This is a genomic window from Mycobacterium gallinarum, assembly GCF_010726765.1.
Lineage (GTDB): Bacteria > Actinomycetota > Actinomycetes > Mycobacteriales > Mycobacteriaceae > Mycobacterium > Mycobacterium gallinarum.
Genome location: NZ_AP022601.1, coordinates 6071223 through 6090007, shown reverse-complemented (window position 1 = coordinate 6090007; position 18785 = coordinate 6071223). Strand labels below are relative to the sequence as shown.

Here is an 18785-nt window from a genome sequence, read left to right as displayed (position 1 = left end):
CGTAACGAAAACGACCGGCCCGGTACTGCTGCGCACGGGCAGGCATGCGTGGGATGCCAGCAGCTGTCAGCGGTACTGGCCGAGCAGATTTCGTCGGAGATTTTGCGCCGCCTACGGATTGGACTGGTCACCGACGACGACGCCGCGGGAAGCAAGTCTGCGGACCGCCCGGGCCGACGGCGGTGCCAGATGTTGTTCGGTCAGGCGACATTTCGCCGCCGATGCCTGAGCGTCACGATTCTTCGAGCTGCATTCGGCTTTCACCGCGGTAAGGTCTCTGTCATGCAGAAACCTCCTGTCGCGGGCATGGAGCATGACAGCACCGGAAAGCTCCCGCAATATCCGATCGAGTCTGTCGACAATGCTCTTCGCCTAATCCTCCTCCTGGGAGACCGCTCTGAGATCCGGCTCACTGACGCCAGCGAGTACCTGCAGGTCGCTTCGTCGACCGCGCATCGCCTGTTATCCATGCTTCAGTACCGCGGGTTTGTCCGCCAAGATCCGATCACCAGGGCATACCAGCCCGGACCGTCCTTGACGAACGTGGCGTTCGCTGTGCACTCCAGGATGGACATACCGCGCACCGCCGCGCCGATTCTGCGCCACCTCGCGGAGACGTTGCAAGAAACCGTGCACGTAGGAACGTTGGACGGCAGACTCGTTCGCTTCATCGCGGCACTCGAAAGCCCTTCTGCTGTTCGAGTGATATCGCGTTTGGGTACTACACGTCCTGCACATTGCACGTCGACAGGTAAAGTCCTACTCGCCGGACTATCCGATGACGAGCTTGACCAGTTGTATCCCGACCCACATTTGGAGCCACTCACCGAGCATTCCGTGCGTACCCTTACCGAACTGCGCGCTCAATTGGCAGAGGTCAGAAAGAGTGGGTTTGCGACCAGCAACCAGGAAAGTGAGGAAGGCGTCGCGTCCGTTGCCGTGGCCGTACCCGTAGGAGGTTCCCAGATGAGGCTGGCACTGAATGCGTCAGCGCCCAGTTATCGATTCCGGCCCTCGGATATCCGCAAAGCGCGCACTGCCCTAACAGACGCCGCCGCCGAGCTAGCTCGCAATCTCGGCTGATGACGTCCAAAAAAGTGAAAGCCAACAGTGAAATGCCCAGCGGCGCCCCAGATTTGCCAGGCTACATTGCCACCCTCGACGCGTTCCTAAACATGGAGAAGCAACGGAATGCCGAACCGATGTTCGCGGCGGTTCTCACCGACGACTTTCAGATCGGTTTTCGTGGTGGTTACCAGTGGAAAGGCCGCGATGGTCTGCAGACGTACCTTGATCAACGGGCCGGGATCTTCGACGAACGCCTGGAACTGCGCCACGTACTTTCCTATATCCCGGCGAAGGAGGGTGTGGTCGAGCTGACGACCCATCTTGAGTTCTACTTTCGACGCTGGAAAGCACCCTCGTTGGCCAGCGAAGAATTCACCGGGTCGGCCTTTCGCACGTGGCTGATTCGCATAGCTGACAACGAGATGCGCGTGAAGCAGGTGATTATCGATGGATTCGCCAATCTCAACGAAAACGCACGGGCGGTGTTTGCCATCCCAGATGAAGGGTTCGACGAATAAGCGCTACAGCGACGAAGGCGGTAGACGTCCACCGACGCCGAGGCGCACGATCAAACCTCGCTTCTCTATAGCACGATGTCGATCTCGTCGAAATGAGACATCGCAATCTGGCCCTGTAGCCCCTCACGAGTTATTGGAAACCGACATCTCCCCCTTGCGACGCCGGCTAGCGGGATCTATGCCCACCATCCCGGCGACGTCCAGTACCGCGGTAATGCGCATGATGTTCTGCAGTAGGTCGGTGCCAGGTTCCCCGAACCGATGATGGCGACTTTCGTCATTGCCATCATGCCTCTGAGAACGCGGCGGAAACCGATCCCAGAGGCTCGATCTCCGCTTCGACATGAACTCCGGGCCTGACCGCGGCCATGGGTCCAAGCGCTCCCGAAAGAACGATCTGGCCAGCGCGAAGTGGCTGCCCGTACGCAGCAGCTGTCCTGGCCAACCACATCAATGCAAGGATCGGGTCACCCAGACAGGCAGCCCCAGAGCCCGCTGATACCGGAACGCCATCGGCCGACATTCGCATGACGACGTCCCGGGGCTCGAATTCGTCGATTTCGAGCCGGTTTTCCCCCAGAACGAACAGCCCGCTGGAGGCGTTGTCCGCCACGGTGTCAGCGATACTCAGGTCCCAATTCGCTATGCGGCTGTCCACGATCTCCAGTGCCGCAACGGCGTAGCGAATCGATCCTCGAATTTGATCTTCGCTTGACACGTCTCTGTCGATATCTTCCGCGAGTACGAAGGCGACTTCGGCTTCGACCTTGGGCTGCAACAACTTTCGATAAGGAACGAGCGTCTCGCCGGATGCGTCCATGTCTGCAAATAGGACACCGAAATCCGGTTGGTCGACGCCGAGTTGGTGCTGCACTGAAGGAGCGGTCAGGCCGATCTTTCGACCGATTACCACTCCTCCCGCCGCCACCCGGCGAGCGTTGAGCTCCTGCTGAACCGCATACGCCGAATCAATGTCCTCCGCGCCGATCAGCGTGCGCACCGGTAGTGCCGGTTGCCCTGTCACGAAAGCGGTTTGGATACGGTCTACGGCAGCTCGGATGATGCTGATATCGCGAACTGTGGTTGTCATATGTGACCTTCCCTTTTTGGCGGCAACGTCATCGACGTTATGGACAGGGTTGATGGGGTTCGCGCAAGTGTTGCCAGGCAAGCCCTTCTTACTGCCGAGGGCTTTTCGCATGCCGGTCGACGTCGGCCACCCCGGCAATGGACTTGAGTCGAAGATGGGAGGAGATATCGAGCGAGCCGCCGACTCCGCTGTCTTTGTATCCCTCGGCTGGGTCGGAGACACCGTGGCTCCGCGCGTTAATCGAGATGCGCCCGGTGTGCATATTGCGCGCCACTGCCGTCGCACGCTCGACGTCACGACTGAACACCGCACCGCCAAGCCCATATGACGAATCATTGGCCATTCGTGTCGCGTCCTCATCTCCGTCATGAGGAACCACGACCAGCACGGGCCCGAATATCTCTTCGCGGAACACGCGCATCGTACGGTCGACGTCGACGATCACCGTGGGCTCGACGTAGAAGCCGGTCGCAATGGACGGACGGCCACCTCCGAGGGTCACCCGAGCTCCTTCGGCACGAGCCGAGTCGATGTAGTCCTCGACACGTGCACGCTGCGCCGCGCTGACAAGCGGACCGAAGACTGTCCCTGGATCCAGCGGGTCACCCACCTGAGCACTGGCCAAGCATGATGTGACGACCTCGAGTACATCGCTGAAGCGTGCGCGAGGCGCGATGACACGCGTGCACGAGTAGCAGACCTGCCCCGTATTCGGCAGGCAGGTGGTGACCAAGTTGTCGGAGAAGAGCTCGAGGTCCGCATCGTCGAGCAACACCGCCGCCGACTTCCCACCCAGCTCCGCTACGACCGGCTTCAACAAATGCCCTGCACGCGAGGCGATTACGCGACCGGCATCCGTGGAACCCGTGAAGGACACCATGTCTATGTTCGGATCGTCAACAACCGCGGACCCTGTCGTGCGGCCACCGGTGACGACGTTGATCACACCGGGGGGGAATCCGACTGCCGCAGCGAGCTCCCCGATGAGCAATGAGTCCAAAGGTGTTTCCTGCGCAGGTTTCACGACGACCGTGCACCCTGCGGCGAGAGCCGGAGCCAGCTTGTGGGCTAATAGTGACTGGGGCGCATTCCACGGGATGATGATCCCGACGACGCCCACCGGTTCACGTCTGACGATGTTATTGCCGTCGGCACTGGCAACTTCGGGCTCGAACGATTCGGCTTCCTCGGCATAGTGACGGTAGAGAGCTATGGGACGAGTGCCATTGGTACGACGTGACCTCGAGATGACGGCTCCATTCTGGGCCGTCACGAGGTGCGCGATCTCCTCGCGTCGTTCATCGAAACGGTCGGCCAGCGCGGCGATCAGGGCTGCACGATCTTTGGATGGCGCTTCGGCCCACCCCCGCAGCGCGGCGTGCGCCGCCACCGCCGCTGACGCTACATCGGCGGGGCTCCCGTCTGGGACGCTCCCGACCCAGTCCTCGGTGGCCGGATCGGTGAGGTCGATGAAGGCATCGGAATTGGACGTCCGCCAGACACCATCGACATAGATATGGCTGTGGCGACTGCCAATCACGCCGATTCTCCGGAAAGTACTGGATTCTTGACCGCAGCGGGCGTGAAAGTCGCAGGGACACTACGGAATCCACGCAACACGTTGTTGAGCTTGCGGATGGGCTCGCCAATCGTGATCGTCTCGACGCGCTCGATCATCGATTCTAATACCGCTTGGAGCTCGATCCGGGCCAACACCTGACCCGCGCAGGCATGAAGACCGGTTCCAAACGTCAGATGACCCGCGGCGTTTCGGTGAATGTCGAATTTGTCTGGCTCCGGATATTGGCGCTCATCGCGATTGCCGCTTCCATAGATGACAGCAACCCGCTCACCCGCGGCGATCTCAATTCCGCTTACCTCGGCGTCCACCGCTGCGACACGGGAGAAGAGCTGCGCAGGTGCTTCGATCCTCAACACCTCATTCACGACGGCGTTGACCCGGTGGGGTAACCCGCGGAGTTCGTGCCACTGCTCAGGATGCGTCCCGAGCAGCCACACCATCGCCGCAAGCGCATTGACGGTCGTGTCCATCCCCGCCGTAAGGTACGCCGAAAGTAGGTGCAGGCAGTACTCCTCGGGGATGATCCCAGCGTCGGCCGCTTCGTATACCGCGGCACCCATGCTGCCCGGCGCCAGTTGGTCCCTCGTTGCGACGGTGCGGATGTACTCGAACTGCTCTGCGATGTCGGCCAGGCCTGCGGAGGTGCGATCACTTGGCGGCCCAAAGGCGTTGAACGCACCGCTGGCCCAGCGCAGCAACTCCGAGCGAGCATCAACGGGGAGGCCGATCAGCTCTCCGACGACCTCTACGGGAAAGACCTGACTGAAGTCGGTCACCGCATCGAAGGAGCCTCTTCTGGTCATCTCGTCGACAAGCGATTGAGCTCTGGGCCGAATGATCTGCTCCACATTGCGAATTGAGCGAGGCCCCAAACGATCCTGGAGAACACCGCGCAGCATCTCGTGGCGTGGCGGGTCGGACGCGATGACGCTATGTCTACGGACCTCGTTGAACTGATTGTTGAAGCCGACACCTTTGCCGGATATGAATCGCGTGTGGTCAATGAGGACTGCCCGCACGTCGGCATACCGCGCCACCGCGAGCACGCCATTAGCGGTCAGGCGGACGACCGGCCCCAGCTCACGCATGCGGGCGTACGTGGGAAACGGATCACGCAACACCTCGTCGGAGAAGATATCGACGTCGAACTCTGGGATCGTGCTCACCGACTCTCGGCTCCTTCTGTTGTATTGGGTTGCCCCCCGCTTGCCGTGCGAGACCTATCCATGTCGCCCGTCCCCTCATCAGAAGCGGACGTCGGCTACGGCGGATCCGGTGCCGGCGAGATCTTTACTGGCCAAATGCCGGTCCAGCCGGGGATACACCCTGCGCGCGTTACCCTCCACCACTGCGTGGTGTTCTCTCTCACTCAAATCGAGTTCGTTGATGTAGACCAGCGTGTCGTCCCATGCGACACCGGTGTCCGGGTCAACTCCGCGAACCGCGCCGAGCATTTCGGACGCGAAGAGCAGGTTCGCCGGACCGATCACCCGGTGCAGCAGATCGATTCCAGCCTGGTGATAGACGCAAGTGTCGAAGTACACATTTTCGAGGAGTTCGCTTGGGTCTGGTCTGCCCAGCCGAGCCGCCAAGCCGCGGTAACGGCCCCAGTGGTACGGGACGGCGCCACCTCCGTGCGGGATCACAAAGGTCAGCTTCGGAAATCGCTGGAACAAGTCAGACTGCACGAACTGCATGAAAACGCTCGTGTCAGCGTTGAGGTAGTGCGCGCCGAGCGTGTGGAAGTTTGGATTACACGAGGTCGAAACATGCACCATTGCAGGCACTTCCAACTCAATCATGGCCTCGTACAGCGGGTACCAGTATTCGTCCGTCATCGGGGACGTCGTCCAGTACCCGGCCGTCGGGTCCGGGTTGACGTTGCACCCGACGAAGCCGAGTTCATCCACGCAACGTCGTAGCTCGTCGACCACCGCACGCAGGTCTCCACAAGGCGTCTGCGGCAACTGAGCCACTGGCGCGAAAGCGTCGGGATAAAGTTGCGCCATACGGTGGACCAGGTCGTTGGACGCACGGGCCCAAGCGGTGGCGGTGGCCTGGTCCGCTATATGGTGCTCCATCCCGGAAGCTTTCGGCGAGAACAGCATCAGATCACCACCTCGCTCGCGAAGCACGCGCAGCTGATTGTTCTCGACGCTCTCTCGGAGCTCGTCGTCACCGATCCTCGGCGCTGCCGGCGCGGGCACGCTGGGATCTTCCAACGCCGCGAGCTGTTGGTCACGAAACGCCTGATGCGCCGGCGGTGACGTGGTGTAGTGACCGTGGATGTCAATGATCACCGCACGGCGTCCTCATAGTCGACATAGCGCAACCCCGCGCAGGCAAGGTCGGCACGCATGTTGTTGACGTCCAGGCTAAGTTCACCGTGCATGTAACGCTTTCGGTTCTCAGCTTCCCTGGTCTCGCGCAGCCTGGCGGCCGCTGCGACCGCAGCGGCCTCTGTGCGGGGGACGACGACGACACCGTCGTCGTCGCCGACCACGACGTCACCCGGTTCGACCCATGCGCCGGCGCACGTGATCCCAATATTGACCGAACCAAGGCGTTTTTTAACCGTCCCCTGTGCTGAGACACATTTTGACCAGACCGGGAACTTCATGGCGGCGAGTTCAGCGACGTCCCGGCATCCGGCGTCGATCATCAGACCACCGACACCCCGGGCCGCGAGTGCCGTGGCCAGCAGTTCACCGAAATACCCATACTCCGAGGGCTCTTCGGGAGCGATCACCAAGACATCGCCTGCCTGACACTGCTCCACCGCCACATGGACCATCCAGTTGTCATCTGACGGGACACTGACAGTCACCGCCGATCCGCAGACCCGTGCACCGGTGTAGATCGGCCTCATGTACGCAGCGAGCAGCCCGGTGCGGCCCTGTGCTTCATGAATGGTCGCAACTCCGAACTGGGCGAGTTCATCCCGCACCGCGGGATGGGCGCGAGGCGGATTGCGGATGACGACAGACACCGTCAAGACTCCCTTCCCAGCCAAGGCATCAGCGAAATGTGGATCACGTCGGCGTCCTCTGTGTCACCAGCCAGCGCTCGGATAGCCCTGTCGACCTGATCGAGCGGGAATTTGTGCGTCGACAGCCGCTCCAGCGGAAACCTGTGCGACGCAAGCTGTTTGAGTGCAAGTTCACACGCGCGGTAACTATGGCCGCGTGCGCTTCTGATCGTGATGGCCTTCTCCGTGAGCTTTTTCACCGGGAAATCAGGGAACGCGGCAAGTTCCCCCTGGATGAGCATTGTGCCCTCACGGCGTTTCAAGGCGTCGATACCGAGCAACACCGGTTCCACACCAGCCCGCGAGGTGCAGTCGAGCACGAAGTCGACGCCGCGCCCGTTGGTCAGATCCATGATCCGGTCGTAGGGAGCTTCTGCGTCGATGTCGATGACCTCGTCTGCACCGAGCTCCAACGCGAGGTCCAGGCGAGCTTTGTCCCGAGAAGCGCCCGTAACGATGATTTGGGACGCGCCGGCTTGCTTGCAAGCCACGACTTGCGACAGTCCCTGCTGGCCCGGCCCTTGAATCAGAACAGTGTCGGCGTAACCGACACCCGCGGCGATCAGTGCCCACTCGATGCCGTTCGACAAGGGAGTAACGAGACCGGCCAGTTCAGCATCGACACTTTCGGGCACCTTGTGTACCACGGCATTCCACGGCAAGTACATGTATTCGGAGAAGCCACCCCACAGCGTTCCGGCGTTGTTGGCTGAGGTGTAACCGTATCTGCGCGCATCGGCGTTCGTTCGCCAGTCCGTTGCCTCGCAGTGGCGGTACTCGCCGATTCGGCACCATTCGCACTGATAGCAACCAACGTAATGCTCGACGAAGATTCGGTCGCCTTCGCCCACACCGTGCAACCGCGTGAACTTCTTTCCCACCGCGGCGATGATGCCGACGTTCTCGTGGCCCATAATCACCGGCTCGTCGAACGGCGGTTTGGAATACATCTTGACATCCGTGCCGCATATCCCCGCGACCTCGACCTTCAGCAGCGCGGAATCATCGGACAGTTCCGGCCGGGGCAACTCCCGCAACTCTGTGGTGTTCGGCGCCGTACGTACAGCAGCCAGAACGCGCTCGACCAACTCATCCTCGCAATCACCTTATGGCACGATGGTCATGCCAATTTACCATCTGCAGCGTCGGCCGCCCTTGCCGGTAACTGCCCGTTTTCCAAGGCGTTGCCACGCCGCCTGTCCTTCGACCCTCGGGAATGATCGTTTCGGCAACACACTCCGCGACACGATCCGGATACGGTGCCTCAGCATCAGCGCGATGTGCTCAAACCCGGCGCCTAAGACTGCCGCGCGCGCCGCAGGGCGGTCCGCAAATCGCCTGTTCTGCCGCGGTGATGCTTCCGAATAATGGCATGACTTGCTACTGCCCACAGCGACCGTGACACAATGGTCATGCCAATTTACCAATTTGCTATCCAAGCCGCCAGTGCCCGGAGACTGATGCCCGAAAACCGCCGCGTGCTGACCACGCTGACGCGCTCTCAAGGAGCCAACCAAGCCGTCAAGGACGGCTCGGTAGCTCCTGCAGGATTTCAGCTGAAGTTCGAGGAAATACCCGTGTTGGTCAAGGGGTTCCGCCGAATGGTTCGGCACCTGGAGTTCGACGTCAGCGAGATGGCGCTCACGACCTACCTGACCGCACGTGAACACGGTGTCGCCTTCACCGCCTTACCAGTCTTTCTCGTGCGGGGGTTTCACCACGGGGCCATCCTGTACAACCGGGACTCGACGATCCGACACCCGAAAGACCTCGAAGGCCGGCGGGTCGGCGTCAACCGCGGGTATACCGTCACCACCGGTGTGTGGGCGCGCGGCATTCTCGCCTCGGAATACGACGTCGACCTCGACCGAGTGACTTGGCTGCTTTCCGGCGACGAACACGTGGAGTCGTACGTCCCTCCGTCCAACGTGGTCTCCGCCGGCCCCAGCGCAGACATGGCCGATATGTTGATCGCAGGCGAAATCGATGCGGTCATCGGCGTCGACGTCGACCATCCTGATATCGCGCCGTTGATCGCCGACCCCCACGGTGCCGCAATCACCGCCCTGCGTGATCGTTCGTTTTACCCCATCAATCACCTCATAGTCCTCAAGGACGAGGTGCTGCAGCGCTACCCGGACGCTGCGGCTGCAGTGTACGCAGCATTCAGTAAAGCTAAGGAGCGCTATGTCGCTCGGCTCGCCGACGGACAGGTGACCAGCCCAACCGATCGGATGTACGCCGAGGTGATGAAGACGACGGGCGCAGACCCGCTGCCCTATGGTGTCGAGCTCAACCGGCCAATGCTCGAGCAATTGTTGGACTTCGCACTGGCGCAACACATTTTGAGCCGACCGATCAAGATCGATGACGTATTCGTCTAGCTTCCGCGGGTGCGGGACGGATCAGTTCGCGAAGCGAAACCGAGACATCGCGGGCATCCTGGGCCCGGATTGTGGATCCTTGGGTGAGCACCTTTTGTACTGCCATGTAGTCACCTGGCGCGTTGACGGAGTCAACCGCCATCAAAGCGTCGTCGTGGTAATAGAGCACGGAGAATGACTCACGTTCGGGAGCGCCGCGAACCAAGTAATAGTCGTGTCCCCTCGACAGGCCGGCGATACGAAGCTTGAGATCGAACTGTTCGGACCAGAACCGCGGCACCGGCAGGTCTGACTCCACCCTGCCCGTCAATGTCGCGGCAGCCGCTTTGGCCTGAATTATGGCGTTTTGAACCGACTCCAAGCGCACTTTGCCGCTGCCGGTACGCCAATCGGGTTGAACAGTGCAATCGCCCGCCGCTACGACGTTCGGATTGCTGGTACGTGCGAAGCGGTCGACGACAATGCCACCGTCACAAACAAGATCCAGTTGGTCCGCCAGTTCGGTCCGTGGCACGACTCCGATACCGATAATTACAAGATCTGCGGGAAGGCTGCTGCCGTCTGATAATTCCACCGACTGCACGCGCGCATCCTGCCCGGTCAACGACATTACTTCCGCGTTCAGACGTATGGTGACGCCGCGGCGCGCGTGCGCATCGAGGTAGAAGTCGGAGACCACGGGTGCCACGGCTCGCCCCATCAACCGATCGGCGGCCTCAACAACGGTCACCGTTTTACCTTGGGCACGCGCAACCGCCGCGGCTTCGAGTCCGATGAACCCGCCGCCGACCACGACGACGGATTCTGCTTCGCCCTGGAGCTGTCGCAGCTTCGCGGCGTCATTCGCTGTCCGGAGATAGATCACCCCATCGAGATCGGCGCCCGGCACGGCCAGTCGTCGCGGACTGGCGCCAACAGTCAACGCCAACTTGTCGAACCACAGCGTTTCTCCTGACGCCGTAAGGGCGACTCCTGACGGCCCCTCGCCCTCGAGTTCAAGCCAATTGACAAGCTCACCCGTGAGTACCGAAATGTCCTGGTCGGCCAGATACTTCGGGGCACGGAGTAGTAGCTGTTCGAAGCCGATGCCGCCTTGCAAGTAGGACTTCGACAATGGGGGCCGTTGGTACGGCGCGTGCGGCTCCTCGCCCACTAGTGTTATTGGTCCGCCTTCTCCTGCTTCACGAAGCGAAAGGGCCAGTTGCATTCCTGCTTGACTGGCACCGACGATCAACGTCCCTGCGCTCACCCTCACTGCTCCTCAGGGATGTGAACGATCAGGCCGTCGAGCGACTCGATCATCGTGATCTGACAAGACAATCGGCTGGACTCACGCCGCTCGGCGGCAGCACCGAGTTCGAGCACGTCCTCTTCCATTTCCTCAGGCCCACCAACGTACACAGCGAACTCTTCGTCGACATAGATGTGGCAGGTGGCACAGCTGCAGTTTCCGCCACACTCGCCGACGATGCCGGGGACGCCGCTGCGTACTGCGGCGGCCATGACCGACTCGCCGGGATGCGCGTCCACCACGCGCTGCACACCGTCCAAAGCGATGAAGACAACCTTCGGCATCTAATGCTCCAGTCAAAAGATTAAGGACTGACCATAATACCTTGCGGTTGGCACCTACGGGGTACGGGACGGAAAAGGATGCCCATCGACGCGAACGGCTGTGAATCGCACGCAATCGTGGCGAGCTGCCACAGGGATTTCCGCCGCTGCTCGCGGCGGATCGACTGATGACACGGGTTCTGCCCTATTAGAATTCCGCTATAGCAGTGGAATGGCGGACCAGCCAGTCACATTAGTTGTGGCACATGGGAATCGACTGCGAATGATTCGTACGATCGTGGAACAGATGATGCCCGCGCAGGTACGTGCCCTGGACATACCGACCGGAGCGGCGCTGCGTCATGACACAGGCGATAAGCTAGTGCCACTGTTACGAGGAGGCGTCTACCTCTAAGCCCCCCGCCACGCCGGCGCTCAAGTGGCGGATGGCCGCCATACTGCCGGGGCGATCTTGGCCTTATCATTGGTCCATGCCTGCATCCGAGAGTCCCGCGACGACGCCACCGCCGGCTGATTCGATGTTCAGCCCGGTCAGTCCGGGCCGGGCCTCGGCGATGATTGTCGACCAGATACGTGTGTTGATTCGGGAAGGTCAGCTGCGGCCGGGCGACCGCCTGCCTGCCGAACGTGAACTTGGTGACAAGCTCGGGGTGAGCCGGGTTACGGTGCGCGAAGCACTGCGCGGCCTCGAGGCGAACGGCATGGTGCGCATCAAGGTCGGCGCCCACGGCGGCGCGTTTGTGACGGCGCCAACGAGCCAGCGTATTGGTGAAGGCATCGAGGATCTGCTCAGCTTGTCGGGCCTGACCGACAAAGATGTGACCGAAGCGCGGCAGGTTTTCGAGATCGGAATCATCCCGCTCGTGTGCGAGCGTGCGACTGAACAGGACATCGACGAACTGACAGAGATCTGCAACCGGGGCGACGCGGCTTTGAAAGAAGGTTTCTATCCGATGGAACTGTCAGCGGAGTTCCATACACGCGTCGCCCAGGCCAGCCATAACAAGGCAATCGCGATGCTGGCTGACTCTTTCCACGGACCCACTCTGCTCTCGATGCGCCACGTCCAGCAGTCACACCCGGAGATGGGTATCCGAGGCATTCGGGAGCACCGCCAGTTTGTGGCGGCGATCAAGAAGCGCGATGTTGACAAAGCGACTTCCGTGATGCGTACCCATATCGGCCGAACGGCAAAGCACGTCTCAAAGGGCAACTGAGCCCAGAAAACTCATGACCCGCGCCGGCGCAGTTTCGGCGGTCTGGGCTGCGACCGGAACGTCCCAATACTCGTTGATGGGAAGGCACTCCTGTAGATAACGCGCCGCCGAGGGCGCATGCGATGCATCTTCACCCGGCACGATGAGCGCGGGCACGTCCGATACCAGTAGGTCATCGGGTTCAGGGCCAGGCACGGTGTCACGGTCGAACAACAGAGCCGCCATCGCCGCGACAGTGATCTGGTATTGAAGGCTGCCGAGATCACGGTACTGCGCGGCGAAATCAGGGTCGGAGCGCAACACGCTGACCCACGGACCCAGTCTGGCGTCTGAGGTGAAGTTGCCGTCGGTCGTCGCCGCAAGGTCGGCAACACCGGCCAGCCCCTGCTCCGCGGCGTAGGCAAGGTGGGCGCGGAACCGTTCGAGCTGCTTTCGCCGGTACTGTACGCCGCCGGCCGGCGAATACAGCACCATCCCTCCAACGCGCTCGCGATGAGCGCTCGCGATGCACGCCGCGATCGAACAACCAACGCAGGCACCCATGATATGCACTCGGCCCAGCCCGAGATGGTCCAACAGGCCGACACCCTGTCTCACGTAATGAGCCCATGAGACACGCTCGACGCGCCCCCCAGACTCACCGGCCTCACGCTTGTCGAACGTGATGCATTGGAACCGCTCCTGCAACTGTGACAGCATCCGCGTTCGACGATAGAGGCCGTGCGTCTCCCACGCGTCCATCGAGGCGGCGAAGCCGCCAGGCGAGAACATCAGCAGCGGCGGCCCCGAACCCGCTACCGCATAACGGGTTTCAATGCCATCGATCTTCGCCGAAGCCACGCTCAACGTCAAAGACCTCCCTTGATCTGGCGAGCAGCCCGCACGTCATCTGCATACGCCGTGATGGCGTCCAGCGCGATCTGGGCGACGTTGGCATAGGTATCTGGTGGGCTGTCGAGACCATCGACGCTGTAACCGATGGCGGCCGTGGCCATCCGGATCCGGCCGTCCAGCCACGGGCCGCCACCGAATCCACCGAGCACCGGGATGGACACCGCCTCGGCCACTGCCGCTCCAACGACGGGTCCCGAATTCGTGAAGTTCAGCAGCACCGCGCCCGCATCAGCGAGACGACGAGCCTCACAAACCATCTCGTCGAGAAATTCGTCTGAAACCGCATCCTTGGCGCTCGGTGTGGCGCTATACCTCGCACCGTATTTGAGAGAAGTCTGCGGTGTGATCCCGAACTGAGCAAACACGGGAATCCCTGCACGCGCCACCGCCGTCACGGCATCTAGATGATCGCATGCCCCGTCTAGCTTCACCATGTCGACGCCGGCTTCCTTGGCGAGACGAATTGCCGCCCGCACAGCACTCTTTCGCCCGTCCTGCAGCGGACCGAACGGGAAATCACAGGACAGCAAGGCGCGCCGGACACCGCGGCGCACTGCCTGACACACCACGACCATCTGATCCATGGTGATTTCAAGCGGACTCGGCTGACCCCACAGGTTGATTCCCACAGTGTCACCAACCGACACCAAGTCGACGCCGGCACGATCGACTATCCGAGCCATCTGGTAGTCCCACGCCACCACACCGACGATCTTCTGCCCTCGCAGTTTCATGTCCTGCAGGTCAGTGAGTTTAACGTTCGTGCCCACGACGGATCCTTTCAGGCTCGCAGCGCTGAGGGCAGATCGGAAACGTCTTCTTCGTGAGCGCTGACGACGAGTACGCGCGTGTGAGGCCGCAACACAGCCACGGTCTCACTCGCCGCTGCGCCTTCCCCAACGACGACGCCAGCGGTCATGATCGCGCGAACCGTGCTCGCCGCACTGATGATGTTGCTGCAGCGGCATCCCCACCGGTGGTGGAGACCATGACGACCACATCGGCGTCGGCAAGTTCCTCCGCAAGAGTGGTGACGGCGCCGTCGGTGTCGAGCAGCGAAACCCAACGCCGCTCCCCCGCATGCCCTCTCGGTTCGGCTACCGACAGGAAGCGTGCATGTGCCCGCGACTGAGGTGAAACCCGCTCGATGATCGCTCGTGCACCACCGTCGAGCGCAATGACGCGCACGCCCTTCCGCCCGGCGATCGGACGGTTGATCCGATATCTCATCTCGGCAGCAGATGTCGGCCGCGCACAACTACGACCGAGAATTGGCTGGAGCGGACTGGTCATACCGATGTCTGCCGCACGCCTTCGCGCACCCTGAGATCTTCTCGGCACGACTCGCTGAACGATGCGTCACGCGGGAGGACGACGGCGGCAGACCGAACACGATGATGCTCTGGGTCGACACCTGGTGGAGTCATACCCTTGTCGCGCAACGCTTCAGCCGCCCGCTTCAACTTCTGCCGCGCTTTGATGATGCCACTGTCGGCAGACACCAACCGCTCCTTGGTCCGATCGACGATCGGCCCCATACTCTCCTGCAGCGACGAGTCTTGGATCGCGATACCCCGCACGCCCGAGTACGTGTCTCCACGCTTCTGCGCCGCACGATCCATCAGATAGTCGTTGTCCTTATTCGCCTGCGGTCGGTACGTGCCAGGGATGTTGGCACTGTGCACCCCGTGCCCGACCTTCATCGCCTGAACTTCCTGCGAAGTCAACGGTCTCACGGGGTGATAGTCAAACGAGTACGCCCAACAGTTCTCATCGTCGATGGGAATCCAAAAGTGGCCGTGGACAGGATGATCCCCTCGTGGCGGCACCATCGTGAAGCACGGCATCACCCACGGCGTGATGCGCCAGTAGTAGTTGTCGGCGTCAGCGGTGCGGCGGGCACCAACGAACAAACCACCCTCGGACTCCGCGACCTCGAAGAACGGCTTGAGGTCCGCCATGTTGTACTCGTTAGCCTTGCTGCCTTTGAACAGCGGGTCCGACTTCAGGCCCCCGGAATGCAGGAACGACACATGACTGGAATCGATGCCACCCTCGAAGGCTTGCAGCCAATTGCACTCCTGCCATCGTTTGGACGTGAAGGTCTGATCGGCCGGCACGAGAGCAAATTCGAATTCCGGTAACGGCGGCTGCTTCGCGGGGTCGCCCATGTAGGTCCACAGCACGTCCCCGATCTTGACCAGCGGGTAGGACGTCAGTTTGACGTGCGCACAAAAGGTGGACCCCACAGGTTCGGACGGCACCTCGACGGCTTGTCCCGTGACGTCGTACTTCCAGCCATGGTAGGGACATCGAAGACCGCCCTCTTCGTTGCGGCCAAACCACAGTGAGGCGCCACGGTGCGCGCAGAACTCGTCGATCAGGCCGAAGTTGCCGTGACTGTCACGAAAAGCGATCATTCGCTCGTTCAGCAGCTTCACGCGTACCGGTGGGCAATCATCCTCCGGCAGCTCCTCGGCGAGCAAGGCTGGAATCCAGTACTGGCGGAACAACTCACCCATCGGCGTCCCCGGCCCGGTCCTCGTCAAAAGCTCGTTGATCTCTGCGCGTAGCACCGTTACCTCAGCTAGTTCTCTCCCACCATCCGGCGGTGACGCCCCGATCACACTGTCCTAATTGTAATACCATTAGGCATTCGGGAGCAACCAGACGCCAAGCTCGGCTCGAAATCATGGACGTTGGTCGAGCCTCACGCCGATGGTGCGCGGGTCGTCCCGCGACGGGCCGCCAAAGACGCCCGGACCTGAATTTGCCGTCGGCGGTGTGGGTGAGCGCAGACTTGCGCCGTGGAGGGATCATCGCCGGCGACTCACTTAGTCAAGAGCTCACGGTACGGCGGAGCTTAAACAAATACCCCCCCGCCATCGACGATCAGGACTTGACCGGTGATGAACCCGCTGCCGCCGCTGCACAGAAATCGCACCACGGACGCGACATCCCCGGGTGAAAGCGTCCGCTTGATCGACCGACGGTTGACCGCCTGCGCGACGTAGATGGGATCGTTGAGTTCGTTTGTGGCCTCGTCGTCCACGAGCCCTGGGGCGACTGCGTTGACGGTGATTCCGCGCGCGCCCAGCTCTCGGGCTGCAGCGCGGGTGAGGCCCTCGACCGCAGCCTTGGAGGCGACGTAGTGCGGAAAACCGAGTGTTCCCGTCCGCGCAGTCGTCGAGGACACGTTCACAATGCGACCGCCCCGCACTGGCACCGCCGGCAAAATGGCTTTCATCGCTTGCCACGTACCCCGCACATTGATGCGTAGAACGTCGTCCCATTCTTGGATGGTCAACTCTTCCAAGGTCTTCTTGGCCCCAAGCGCCCTATACATCGCAGCGCAATTGACCAAGCCGTCTATCTGGCCGAAGCGCTCCACGGTGTCTTTGACGAGTCCAGCCAGGCCGTCTTCGTCGGTGACGTCGAGACGGTGATAGATCACCGTCGGCCGCCAGGGCGGTGGCGCGAGGTCGGCAACCACCACGTTGGCGCCAGCGTCCACGAGATCTGCAACCACTTCATCGCCTATGCCACTAGCGCCGCCGGTTACCACGATGACGGTGCCGGCCACGTCGAACGGGTCCCGGTCAGCCACGGCAGCGGATCAAAGGCGAACGACGGGAGGGGTCGGCATCAGTGAGGTGCGCCGAGCTAGATGCGTGGCGTCCGTTACCGAGGACAACCGCATCTGCGAACAGGGCCCTGTCTTCATTGCCACTCATGCCCTGCCGCGCGCAGGTCGCATATTTCATCAGCTTCTCTGTCTGCGCGGTGTTTTCGAGACGTGCTAGTGGTCGGCCGCGGACATCTGCTCGAGTGCGAAGCGCTGCGACCGGATAGCTGCGCGCGGACTCATCGACATGCTCACGCTCGGAGCTCTCGATCTCATCGCGTAGCAACATGACGATGCCATCATCGTCCAAATCAAACACATCCGGCGCAGCGACAAAGTATCCCTCGCGCCGTTCCTGGTCTGCATGGATCTTGATCACGGGAATCCTGGTTCAAATATCTGACGGGCTGTTTCTGCTAAACAGAGCTTTGTTCTGTAAAATAGCAGTGGATATTACCTGGGTCAATCGACAACGACTGGTCAAACCACGAGCATTCGAGGAGCCATTAAGTCCTTGTGCGGCAATTTGTTCGGCTATATTCGCGCCCTTGCGCCTCTTGGAACAGCTGGGTGGGCGCGAGCGTTTCACTTGTGTTGCGGAGGCGGGACGTTGGAGGCGAGTCAATGGCGTCGGTGACAGCGTACGAGACCAAGGCCGGCCGAAGGTGGCGCGTGCGTTACCGGACACCGGACCGACGGCAGACCGATAAGCGCGGGTTTGCGACTAAGCGAGACGCCCGGGCATTCGCCGCAACTATCGAAGTACGAAAAGCGATGGGCACGTTCGTATCCCCGGCAGCCGGACGTGTGACTGTGGACGAACTTGCGGCAGCGTGGCTGGAAAAAAAGAAGCACTCCGCGGCCTCGTCTCACTACCGCACGCTGGAGTCATCCTGGCGGACCCATGTTCACCCGGTCTGGGCGACGCGGTCCATCGTCGAGATCACCACGATCGAGGTCGAGGGCTGGGTCACCGCGATGGCACGTCGATGACATGGGACGACCACAGTGCGTCGCGCGCACGCCGTGCTGTCAGGAATTTTGAGCGATGCGGTGAAGTCCCACCGGCTGGCCGTCAATCCAGCTCGCGGTGTGGAGAACCTGCCGCGCCGGGTCGCGCGCCGACACCGCTACCTGACTGCGTCTGAGGTTCACGCCTTGGCTGTCGAGGCGGGAGAGCACCGAGTGTTGGTGCTGCTGTTGGCGTTTTGTGGTCTGCGATGGGGGGAGGCCATTGCACTACGGGTCGGCGACGTGGAATTCCTTCGGCACCGAATCCTGGTCTCGACCAATGCGGTGCAACTAGGAGGGGGCCATCAGATTGGGCCCACAAAGGAACGCCGTTCGCGAACGGTGCCAATTCCGCAATTCGTTCTCGACGAGCTCTCACGCCTTTGCGTGGGCAAGGCACGCGACGCCCTGATCTTCCCGGGCCCTAATTGCGGCTACCTCCCCCGTCCGCGCTCCTCTACTGGGTGGTTCGCCGCGGCGTTGCGACGAGCCGGGTTGCCGTCGATCACTCCGCACGATTTGCGACACACCTGTGCTTCGTTGGCGGTATCGGCCGGAGCCAACGTGCTCGCGCTACAGCGCATGCTTGGGCACCGCAGCGCAAAAGTGACACTCGATGTATATGCCGACTTGTTCGATTCCGATCTCGACGATGTGGCGTCGAACTTGGACGACGCATACGCGCAGAAAAATGTGGGCACGACGTGGGCAGGAAGCGCGGGAATCAGTACGAGCTTTCACGCAAAAAGCCGGTTGATCAGCGAAGACGCCGACGACATACCGCCCTCGGTGG

Annotated in this window: 18 protein-coding genes and 1 pseudogene; 5 read left to right on the top strand and 14 right to left on the bottom strand. The window is 61.5% G+C overall.

Annotated features, from left to right (window positions below; translation table 11 throughout):
- Positions 1 to 282: 282 nt before the first annotated feature.
- Positions 283 to 1083, top strand: coding sequence for an IclR family transcriptional regulator (locus G6N42_RS29855; protein WP_163736705.1), 801 nt, complete (start codon positions 283 to 285; stop codon positions 1081 to 1083).
- Complete coding sequence (locus tag G6N42_RS29850; protein ID WP_163736703.1) at positions 1083 to 1586, top strand: hypothetical protein; 504 nt, start codon at positions 1083 to 1085, stop codon at positions 1584 to 1586. The genes G6N42_RS29855 and G6N42_RS29850 overlap by 1 nt, the downstream gene beginning before the upstream one ends.
- 286 nt (positions 1587 to 1872) lie before the next feature.
- On the opposite strand, the gene G6N42_RS29845 is transcribed toward G6N42_RS29850, so the two are convergent.
- From G6N42_RS29845 to G6N42_RS29820, 6 genes are all read right to left on the bottom strand, one after another.
- Positions 1873 to 2676 carry a 2-keto-4-pentenoate hydratase gene (locus tag G6N42_RS29845; RefSeq protein WP_163736699.1) on the bottom strand — a complete coding sequence of 268 codons (804 nt, stop codon included), beginning with the start codon at positions 2674 to 2676 and terminating at the stop codon, positions 1873 to 1875.
- An 88-nt stretch (positions 2677 to 2764) separates the two neighbouring features.
- Positions 2765 to 4216 (bottom strand): aldehyde dehydrogenase family protein, encoded by a 1452-nt coding sequence (locus G6N42_RS29840; protein WP_163736696.1) that lies wholly within the window; start codon positions 4214 to 4216, stop codon positions 2765 to 2767.
- A complete protein-coding gene (locus G6N42_RS29835; protein ID WP_163736693.1) occupies positions 4213 to 5424 on the bottom strand; it encodes a cytochrome P450 in 1212 nt (403 codons plus the stop codon). Before G6N42_RS29835 ends, G6N42_RS29840 begins: the two co-directional genes overlap by 4 nt.
- A 78-nt stretch (positions 5425 to 5502) precedes the next feature.
- Positions 5503 to 6558, bottom strand: a complete 1056-nt coding sequence (locus tag G6N42_RS29830) for an amidohydrolase family protein (RefSeq protein WP_163736689.1) — start codon at positions 6556 to 6558, stop codon at positions 5503 to 5505.
- A complete protein-coding gene (locus tag G6N42_RS29825) occupies positions 6555 to 7247 on the bottom strand; it encodes a 4-carboxy-4-hydroxy-2-oxoadipate aldolase/oxaloacetate decarboxylase (protein ID WP_163736686.1) in 693 nt (230 codons plus the stop codon). The genes G6N42_RS29830 and G6N42_RS29825 overlap by 4 nt, the downstream gene beginning before the upstream one ends.
- Before the next feature lie 2 nt (positions 7248 to 7249).
- Positions 7250 to 8236: a zinc-dependent alcohol dehydrogenase gene (locus G6N42_RS29820; protein WP_232076753.1), complete on the bottom strand. Its 987-nt coding sequence runs from the start codon at positions 8234 to 8236 to the stop codon at positions 7250 to 7252.
- Positions 8237 to 8746: 510 nt separating this feature from the next.
- On the opposite strand from G6N42_RS29820, the gene G6N42_RS29815 reads away from it, so the two are divergent.
- A complete protein-coding gene (locus G6N42_RS29815; protein ID WP_163736680.1) occupies positions 8747 to 9670 on the top strand; it encodes a substrate-binding domain-containing protein in 924 nt (307 codons plus the stop codon).
- Here the strand turns inward: G6N42_RS29815 and G6N42_RS29810 are convergent.
- The gene (locus G6N42_RS29810; RefSeq protein ID WP_232076432.1) at positions 9645 to 10904 is read right to left on the bottom strand and encodes an NAD(P)/FAD-dependent oxidoreductase; all 1260 of its coding nucleotides are present in this window, start codon (positions 10902 to 10904) and stop codon (positions 9645 to 9647) included. The two genes, G6N42_RS29815 and G6N42_RS29810, sit on opposite strands and share 26 nt — an antisense overlap.
- Before the next feature lie 17 nt (positions 10905 to 10921).
- Positions 10922 to 11245 (bottom strand): 2Fe-2S iron-sulfur cluster-binding protein, encoded by a 324-nt coding sequence (locus tag G6N42_RS29805; protein WP_083128677.1) that lies wholly within the window; start codon positions 11243 to 11245, stop codon positions 10922 to 10924.
- Positions 11246 to 11715: 470 nt separating this feature from the next.
- On the opposite strand from G6N42_RS29805, the gene G6N42_RS29800 reads away from it, so the two are divergent.
- Entirely contained in the window at positions 11716 to 12462 is a 747-nt protein-coding gene (locus G6N42_RS29800) for a FadR/GntR family transcriptional regulator (RefSeq protein ID WP_083128675.1), read from the top strand.
- Here the strand turns inward: G6N42_RS29800 and G6N42_RS29795 are convergent.
- The 6 genes from G6N42_RS29795 to G6N42_RS31650 form a co-directional block, all read right to left on the bottom strand.
- Positions 12448 to 13314 carry an alpha/beta fold hydrolase gene (locus G6N42_RS29795; protein WP_232076430.1) on the bottom strand — a complete coding sequence of 289 codons (867 nt, stop codon included), beginning with the start codon at positions 13312 to 13314 and terminating at the stop codon, positions 12448 to 12450. The genes G6N42_RS29800 and G6N42_RS29795 overlap by 15 nt on opposite strands.
- A complete protein-coding gene (locus G6N42_RS29790) occupies positions 13311 to 14126 on the bottom strand; it encodes a 3-methyl-2-oxobutanoate hydroxymethyltransferase (protein WP_163736672.1) in 816 nt (271 codons plus the stop codon). The genes G6N42_RS29795 and G6N42_RS29790 overlap by 4 nt, the downstream gene beginning before the upstream one ends.
- 145 nt (positions 14127 to 14271) lie before the next feature.
- A complete protein-coding gene (locus tag G6N42_RS31370; RefSeq protein WP_232076427.1) occupies positions 14272 to 14586 on the bottom strand; it encodes a hypothetical protein in 315 nt (104 codons plus the stop codon).
- Positions 14587 to 14645: 59 nt separating this feature from the next.
- Positions 14646 to 15878 (bottom strand): aromatic ring-hydroxylating dioxygenase subunit alpha, encoded by a 1233-nt coding sequence (locus G6N42_RS29780; RefSeq protein WP_232076425.1) that lies wholly within the window; start codon positions 15876 to 15878, stop codon positions 14646 to 14648.
- A 341-nt stretch (positions 15879 to 16219) separates the two neighbouring features.
- Positions 16220 to 16939 (bottom strand): SDR family NAD(P)-dependent oxidoreductase, encoded by a 720-nt coding sequence (locus G6N42_RS29775; RefSeq protein WP_197905571.1) that lies wholly within the window; start codon positions 16937 to 16939, stop codon positions 16220 to 16222.
- 16 nt (positions 16940 to 16955) lie between these two features.
- Positions 16956 to 17360: a ferredoxin gene (locus tag G6N42_RS31650; protein WP_317150068.1), complete on the bottom strand. Its 405-nt coding sequence runs from the start codon at positions 17358 to 17360 to the stop codon at positions 16956 to 16958.
- A 245-nt stretch (positions 17361 to 17605) separates the two neighbouring features.
- Here G6N42_RS31650 and G6N42_RS29765 point away from each other — a divergent pair.
- Positions 17606 to 18712 (top strand): annotated as a pseudogene (locus G6N42_RS29765) (site-specific integrase); the annotation flags it as partial.
- Between the last annotated feature and the right edge of the window lie 73 nt (positions 18713 to 18785).

Excerpts from the sequence above, each read along its gene's own strand:
- G6N42_RS29780 (WP_232076425.1), bottom strand. The coding sequence starts at position 15,878 with ATGGGTGAGTTGTTCCGCCAGTACTGGATTCCAGCCTTGCTCGCCGAG.
- G6N42_RS29820 (WP_232076753.1), bottom strand. The coding sequence starts at position 8,236 with ATGTATTCCAAACCGCCGTTCGACGAGCCGGTGATTATGGGCCACGAG.
- G6N42_RS29805 (WP_083128677.1), bottom strand. The coding sequence starts at position 11,245 with ATGCCGAAGGTTGTCTTCATCGCTTTGGACGGTGTGCAGCGCGTGGTG.
- G6N42_RS29850 (WP_163736703.1), top strand. The coding sequence starts at position 1,083 with ATGACGTCCAAAAAAGTGAAAGCCAACAGTGAAATGCCCAGCGGCGCC.
- G6N42_RS29855 (WP_163736705.1), top strand. The coding sequence starts at position 283 with ATGCAGAAACCTCCTGTCGCGGGCATGGAGCATGACAGCACCGGAAAG.
- G6N42_RS29800 (WP_083128675.1), top strand. The coding sequence starts at position 11,716 with ATGCCTGCATCCGAGAGTCCCGCGACGACGCCACCGCCGGCTGATTCG.
- G6N42_RS29845 (WP_163736699.1), bottom strand. The coding sequence starts at position 2,676 with ATGACAACCACAGTTCGCGATATCAGCATCATCCGAGCTGCCGTAGAC.
- G6N42_RS29815 (WP_163736680.1), top strand. The coding sequence starts at position 8,747 with ATGCCCGAAAACCGCCGCGTGCTGACCACGCTGACGCGCTCTCAAGGA.
- G6N42_RS31370 (WP_232076427.1), bottom strand. The coding sequence starts at position 14,586 with ATGAGATATCGGATCAACCGTCCGATCGCCGGGCGGAAGGGCGTGCGC.